This window comes from Achromobacter semiaridum, assembly GCF_053543755.1.
This window is the reverse complement of sequence record NZ_JBLVOL010000028.1, coordinates 29,708-35,924: the sequence shown is the minus strand read 5'-3', so window position 1 is coordinate 35,924 and position 6,217 is coordinate 29,708. Positions and strand designations below refer to the sequence as shown.

General features: G+C 64.6%; 5 protein-coding genes. All 5 read right to left on the bottom strand.

Annotation, left to right across the window (positions count from 1 at the left end; translation table 11 throughout):
• Nucleotides 1-20: 20 nt before the first annotated feature.
• Nucleotides 21-1,379, bottom strand: coding sequence for a THUMP domain-containing class I SAM-dependent RNA methyltransferase (locus ACNPP0_RS08995; protein WP_442880326.1), 1,359 nt, complete (start codon nt 1,377-1,379; stop codon nt 21-23).
• A gap of 532 nt (nt 1,380-1,911) precedes the next feature.
• On the bottom strand, nt 1,912-2,340 hold the full coding sequence (locus ACNPP0_RS08990) for a CopD family protein (RefSeq protein WP_185975319.1): 429 nt from the start codon (nt 2,338-2,340) through the stop codon (nt 1,912-1,914).
• Nucleotides 2,341-2,402: 62 nt separating this feature from the next.
• The gene (locus tag ACNPP0_RS08985) at nt 2,403-3,854 is read right to left on the bottom strand and encodes a bifunctional 2-methylcitrate dehydratase/aconitate hydratase (protein WP_332610605.1); all 1,452 of its coding nucleotides are present in this window, start codon (nt 3,852-3,854) and stop codon (nt 2,403-2,405) included.
• Nucleotides 3,855-3,929: 75 nt separating this feature from the next.
• On the bottom strand, nt 3,930-5,123 hold the full coding sequence (prpC, locus tag ACNPP0_RS08980; protein ID WP_104143074.1) for a bifunctional 2-methylcitrate synthase/citrate synthase: 1,194 nt from the start codon (nt 5,121-5,123) through the stop codon (nt 3,930-3,932).
• A gap of 57 nt (nt 5,124-5,180) precedes the next feature.
• Nucleotides 5,181-6,071, bottom strand: coding sequence for a methylisocitrate lyase (gene prpB, locus ACNPP0_RS08975; RefSeq protein ID WP_332610603.1), 891 nt, complete (start codon nt 6,069-6,071; stop codon nt 5,181-5,183).
• Nucleotides 6,072-6,217 lie beyond the last annotated feature (146 nt).

Here is a 6,217-nt window from a genome sequence, read left to right as displayed (position 1 = left end):
CCGCCGGGGCAAGGCGGCGGTCAGGCGTCGCGGTAGCCGGCGGCAACCAGTTCGAAACCGAACAGGCGGCAGTCCAGCGCGCCGTTGTGCAACGGCACCCGGCGCTTGGGCTTCAGGCGCATCTGGTTGGGCAGCGTCATGTCGCTGGTGATGACGTGCAGCTGCCAACCGGCAAAATTGCGCTTCAGGCAGGTGGCCCAGTCACGCCACAGGTCGGCGTCCTGTTCGGTCAGCATGCGCTCGCCGTAGGGCGGGTTGGTGACGATCCAGCCGTGGTCGGCGGGTGCCGTTATTTCGCGCGCGTCGCCGATTTCGAAGCGGATCGAGTCGGCGGTGAGCCAGGCGCGTTCCGCATTGTTCTGAGCGAATTCAATGGCTTGCGGGTCCAGGTCGTAACCGACCAAGGGCGCGTCCAGCTGAGGCAGGATGCGCGAGCGCGCGTCGTCCTTCAGGTCGCGCCAGCGGTAGGCGTCGTGGTCGCGCAAACGTTCAAAGCCAAAGGGGCGCGAAATGCCCGGGGGCACGCCCAGGGCGATCCAGGCCGCTTCGATCAGGATGGTGCCCGAGCCGCAGAAGGGGTCCAGCAGCGGGGCAGCGGGGTCCCACCCGGCCAGGGCCAGCATGCCGGCGGCCAGGTTTTCGCGCAGCGGGGCCTCGCCCTTGTCCAGGCGCCAGCCACGCTTGAACAGCGATTCGCCGGACGTATCCAGGTACAGCGTGGCTGTGTGGCCCGTCAAGAACAGGTGGACGCGGGCGTCCGGGCGCACGGTGTCGATGCTGGGGCGTTCGCCTTCCAGTTCGCGCAGGCGGTCGCAGATGCCGTCCTTGGCGCGCAGATTGCAGTACTGCAAGCTTTGCACCGGGCTCTTGATGGCCGAGGTGTCCACGCGCAGCGTTTGTTCGGCGCCGAACCAGCGTTCCCAGGGGGTGTCGCGGGCCAGGTCCAGGATGTCGTCTTCGTGCGAGATTTCGGCATGGGCGACTTGCACCAGGATGCGGGTCGCCAGGCGCGAATACAGGTTGGCGCGCTGCACGCCCGACCAGTCGGCGGTGAACGAGCAGCCCGCGCGGCCGGCCTGGGCGTCTTCATAGCCCAGCGCCTGCATTTCGGCCGTCAGGGCCTCTTCCAGGCCTTGAGGGCAGGGCGCGAACACGGTGAACACTTCCGCCTGGCGGGTCTCGCGCGGGCGGCGGCTGCGGGTTTCGACGCGGGGCGCGCGATCCTGGTGGTCGGCGTGCGCGTCGTCCTGGTAATCGTCGTGCACGTCGGGGTAATCCGGTTGCGATGCCTCTACGGGCGGTTCGGCCTGGAAGTCGGGCGCGGGGCCGTCATCTTCAAACGGATCGTAGAAGCGGCCTGCCGGGGTGGCCGGGGCGATGTACTGGTCATCGCGCAGGCGCGGAGCGCGTTGCGGCGGGCGGCCGGAACGGGCGCTGGGTGCGGCGTCGCGACGCGTATCGTCGGAGCGGTCACGGGAAGGCTGGTTGCGATCGTATCTGCCGCGCTCGGACGTGCCGCGATCGGACGTGCCGCGATCGGACGTCCCGCGCTCAGACGCGCCACGGCCTGCCGGGCCGCGCCCTTCACCCCGGCTGGGCTGGCCGCGATCGTATTGACCGCGTTCCGCGCCGCCACGGGGCGACTGGCCACGCGTACCGGCGCCGGGCTTGCGGCGCGCCTCTTCTTCCTGGCGGCGTTGATAGCCTTCAGGGTCTTTCTGGCGTTCGACGTTTTCCTTGGTGCGCGAGATCTGCGCGACCAGCTTGGCGCGAGCGCCCGTGCGGGTGCGCTTGGGCGCCTCGACGGCGTGGGCGTCACGCGCCGTTTTTTTGATCGTCAGCGTCTTGCGCGGGCGGTCCTGTTCATCAGAGGACATACGAATCCTGGCGAATGTGCAAAGGTAGGGGGAATCAGAAGGGTTTGACGACGACCAGCGCCACCACCACCAAGAGCAGCAAGACGGGAACTTCGTTGAACCAGCGATAGAACTTATGCGAACGGGTGTTTTTGCCCTGTTCGAATTTACGCAGCATCAAGCCACAGGCGTGATGGTAGCCGATGACGAGCAGGACGAAAAAGAGTTTGGCGTGCATCCAGCCATTGCCCGGGCCCACGCCGATGCGGTAACCCAGGTACAGCCACATGCCGAAAACAATGGCCACCACGGCCAGAATGGTGGTGAAACGGTACAGCCGGCGCGCCATGCCCAGCAGCGTCACCTGGACGGACGCGTCCGACTGCTGCGCCAGGTTCACGAAAATGCGCGGCAGGTAGAACAACCCGGCAAACCAGGAAGCGATGAAGACGATGTGAAAGGTCTTGACCCAAAGCATGGCCATGGCGGCATCCAATCTAGGAAAGCCGCATTGTAAGGCCGCCGGATGGTCCCGCCGCCCTGCTGCTAGATCACATACAGGTCCACGTATTCGTGCACCGGCATGGCCTCCAGCGCCTGCTGGTCCAGCGACACGTCCAGAATGCGGCGCTGCTGCCTGGCCGGGAACATGCGCGCCAGATTGGTGCGGAACTTGGCCTCCAGCAAGGGGATGCCGTCGGCGCGGCGGCGCTTGTGGCCGATGGGGTATTCGCAGACGATTTCGTCCAGCTTGGATCCGTCCACGAATTCCACCGTCAGCGCGTTGGCGATCGAGCGCTTGTCCGGGTCGTGGTAATCGCGGGTGAAGGCGGGGTCTTCCACGCACACGATCTTGTCGCGCAAGGCGTCGATGCGCGGGTCGCTCGCCACATCGTCCTCGTAGTCGGCCGCCGTCAAGCGACCAAACAGCACGGGCACCGCCACCATGTACTGGATGCAATGGTCGCGGTCGGCCGGGTTGTTAAGCGGACCCTTCTTGTCGATGATGCGAATGCACGCCTCGTGCGTGCGGATGGTGATGGCCTTGATGTCTTCCGCGCGCTTGCCCAGCGCACCAAGCTTCACATGTAGTTCCATGGCGCATTCCACGGCGGTCTGCGAATGGAACTCGGCCGGGTACGAAATCTTGAACAGCACGTTTTCCATCACGTAGCTGCCATACGGCCGCTGGAACTTGAACGGCTGGCCCTTGAAGAGCACGTCGTAAAAGCCCCAGGTCTTGGCGGTGAGCACGGACGGGTAGCCCATCTCGCCGGTTTTCGCGATCAGCGCCAGGCGCACGGCGCGGCTGGTGGCGTCACCCGCCGCCCAGCTTTTCCGGCTGCCGGTGTTGGGGGCGTGTCGATACGTGCGCAGGCTTTGGCCGTCGACCCAGGCCAACGACACGGCGTTGATGACCTCATCGCGGTCCAGCCCCAGCATCTGCGCCACCACGGCGGTGGACGCCACCTTGACCAACACCACGTGGTCCAGCCCGACCTTGTTGAACGAATTTTCCAGCGCGATGCAGCCCTGGATCTCGTGCGCCTTGATCATGCCGGTCAGCACGTCGCGCATCGTCAAGGGCGCTTTGCCGGCGGCGACCGCGGTGCGGGACAACCAATCAGCCGTGGCCAGGATGCCGCCAAGATTGTCCGAGGGGTGGCCCCATTCGGCGGCCAGCCACGTGTCGTTGAAATCCAGCCAACGGATGAGGGTGCCGATGTTGAACGCGGCCTGCACCGGGTCAAGTTGAAACGACGTGCCGGGCACCTTGGCGCCATGGGGCACCACCGTGCCCGGCACAATCGGCCCCAGCAGTTTCTTGCAGGCCGGGTATTCCAGCGCTTCCAGGCCGCAGCCCAGCGTGTCGATCAGGCAGTTGCGGGCGGTCTCATACGCCAGGCTGCTCTTGATCTCGTAGTTAAGAACGTAGTCCGCGATATCGACCAGGACTTGATCGGGATCGGGACGTACGTTTGAGATTGGGGCGGACATTGCGAACCCTCCTTAGCAAAGAAGTGAATACAGGTGGCCATGCCGCGCCTTGTTCTCGTTATGGTTGCGGCCGCCTTACTTGCGCTTGTCCAGCGGAACGAATTTCTGGTCTTCCGGGCCCACGTAGTTGGCGGTGGGGCGGATGATCTTGTTATCGATGCGCTGTTCGATGATGTGGGCCGACCAGCCCGCCGTGCGCGCAATGACGAACAGCGGGGTGAACATGGACGTGGGCACGCCCATCATGTGGTAGCTGACTGCCGAGAACCAGTCCAGGTTGGGGAACATCTTCTTGATGTCCCACATGACCGTTTCCAGCCGCTCGGCGATGTCGAACATCTTGGTGCTGCCGGCCTTTTTGGACAGCTTCTTGGCCACGTCCTTGATGACCTTGTTGCGCGGGTCGGACACGGTATAGACGGGGTGGCCAAAGCCGATGATGACTTCCTTGGCCTCGACGCGGCGGCGGATGTCGGCTTCGGCTTCGTCGGGCGAGTCATAGCGCTTTTGCACATCGAACGCCACTTCGTTGGCGCCGCCGTGCTTGGGGCCGCGCAGCGCGCCGATGGCGCCGGCAATCGACGAGAACATGTCCGAGCCCGTGCCGGCGATAACGCGCGCGGTAAAGGTGGATGCGTTGAACTCGTGCTCGGCGTACAGGTTCAAGGAGATGTGCATCGCCTTGACCCATTCGTCGCTGGGCTTTTCGCCGTGCAGCAAATGCAGGAAGTGGCCGCCGATGCTGTCGTCGTCGGTTTGCACGTCGATCATGTGGCCGTTGTGGCTGTAGTGATACCAGTACAACAGGGCCGAACCCAGGTTGGCCATCAGGCGGTCGGCGATGTCGCGCGCGCCCGGGGTGTTGTGGTCGTCTTTTTCAGGCAGCACGCAGCCCAGCACCGACACGGCGGTGCGCATCACGTCCATGGGGTGGCTGGATGCCGGCAGCGCTTCCAGCGCTACTTGCAACTGGGCGGGCAGGCCGCGCAGGCTCTTCAGCTTTTGCTTGTAGGCGGCCAGTTCCGCCTTGTTCGGCAGCTTGCCGTGAACCAGCAGGTGGGCGATTTCCTCGAACTCGCTGGTGTGGGCGATGTCCAGGATGTCGTAGCCGCGGTAGTGCAGGTCGTTGCCGCTGCGGCCGACGGTGCACAGCGCGGTGTTACCCGCCACCACGCCCGACAGGGCGACGGACTTCTTGGGTTTAAAACCGGCTTTTTCTTCCGGCTTGGCGTCCGGCTTGGCTTCTTGCTTTTTGGGAGCCGTGCTCATGTCTCTACTCCTTCACTTTCGCTGTGGTCGATGCAATGGGGGACTGGCGTGGCGGGATTACGCTTTGCCCTTTTGAAACAGAGCGTCCAGCCGGGATTCAAATTCGTGATAGCCGATGCGGTCGTATAGCTCTTCGCGCGTCTGCATCAGGTCCACCACGTTTTTCTGGTGGCCGTCGCGACGAATAGCGGTGTAGACGGCTTCGGCGGCCTTGTTCATGGCGCGGAAGGCGGACAGCGGATACAACACCATGCCCACGCCCACGCTCTTCAGTTCTTCAACGGTGAACAGCGGCGTCTTGCCGAATTCAGTGATGTTGGCCAGCACCGGCACCTTGACGGCCTTGACGAAGCGGTCGTAGGTGGGCAGGTCATAGGCGGCTTCGGCGAAGATTGCGTCGGCGCCGGCTTCCACGCACGCCAGCGCGCGCTCGATCGCGGCGTCCACGCCGTGCGAGGCGATGGCGTCGGTGCGGGCGATCAGGTAGAAGTCGCTGTCGGTGCGCGCGTCGGCAGCCGCCTTGACACGATCGGCCATTTCTTCGGTGGTGACGATTTCCTTGCCCGGGCGATGGCCGCAGCGCTTGGCGCCGACCTGGTCTTCGATGTGGCAGGCGGCCGCGCCGAACTTGATCAGGCTCTTGACGGTGCGGGCGATGTTGAACGCCGACGGGCCGAAGCCGGTATCGATGTCCACCACCAGCGGCACGTCGCACACGTCGGTGATGCGGCGCACGTCGGTCAGCACGTCGTCCATGGTGTTGATGCCCAGGTCCGGCAGCCCCAGCGACCCGGCCGCCACGCCGCCACCCGACAGGTAGATGGCGCGGTAGCCGGCGCGCTTGGCCAGCAAGGCGTGGTTGGCGTTGATGGCGCCAATGATCTGTAGGGGACTTTCTTCGACAAGGGCGCGGCGGAAGAGGGCGCCGGGCGATTCGGGTCTGGACATGGAAGTCTCCGTTCTTATGGCTAGCCCACGACCTTATCGCGGGTCCGGAATATAAATCTGTCCCCTACGCGACAATCCCGGCGCGGCCGGGCCAAGAGACAGGTGTATGTTTCGGCATGATGGCGGTACAGAAGAATTGGGGCCCC